Source organism: Drancourtella massiliensis (assembly GCF_016900655.1).
GTDB lineage: Bacteria > Bacillota > Clostridia > Lachnospirales > Lachnospiraceae > Sellimonas > Sellimonas catena.
Window position 1 is genome coordinate 1 of sequence record NZ_JACJKH010000137.1, and the last position, 239, is coordinate 239.

The following is a 239-nucleotide window of genomic DNA, read 5'->3' on the forward strand; positions in this document are numbered from 1 at the left end:
GGCCGGAAGGATTCCCACCTTCCTCTCGCTACTCATTCCGGCATTCTCTCTTCCATACAGTCCACAGCTCCTTCCGGTACTGCTTCGCCCTGTATGCAATGCTCCTCTACCAATTGATCAGATCAATTCCTGAGCTTCGGTGGTGTGTTTCAGCCCCGGACATTTTCGGCGCAGGACCTCTCGACTAGTGAGCTATTACGCACTCTTTCAATGGATGGCTGCTTCTAAGCCAACATCCT

At 52.3% G+C, this 239-nt stretch carries 1 rRNA gene; it reads right to left on the bottom strand.

Annotation, left to right across the window (positions count from 1 at the left end):
• A 23S ribosomal RNA gene (locus tag H6A32_RS16085) occupies window positions 1-239 on the bottom strand; the annotation flags it as partial.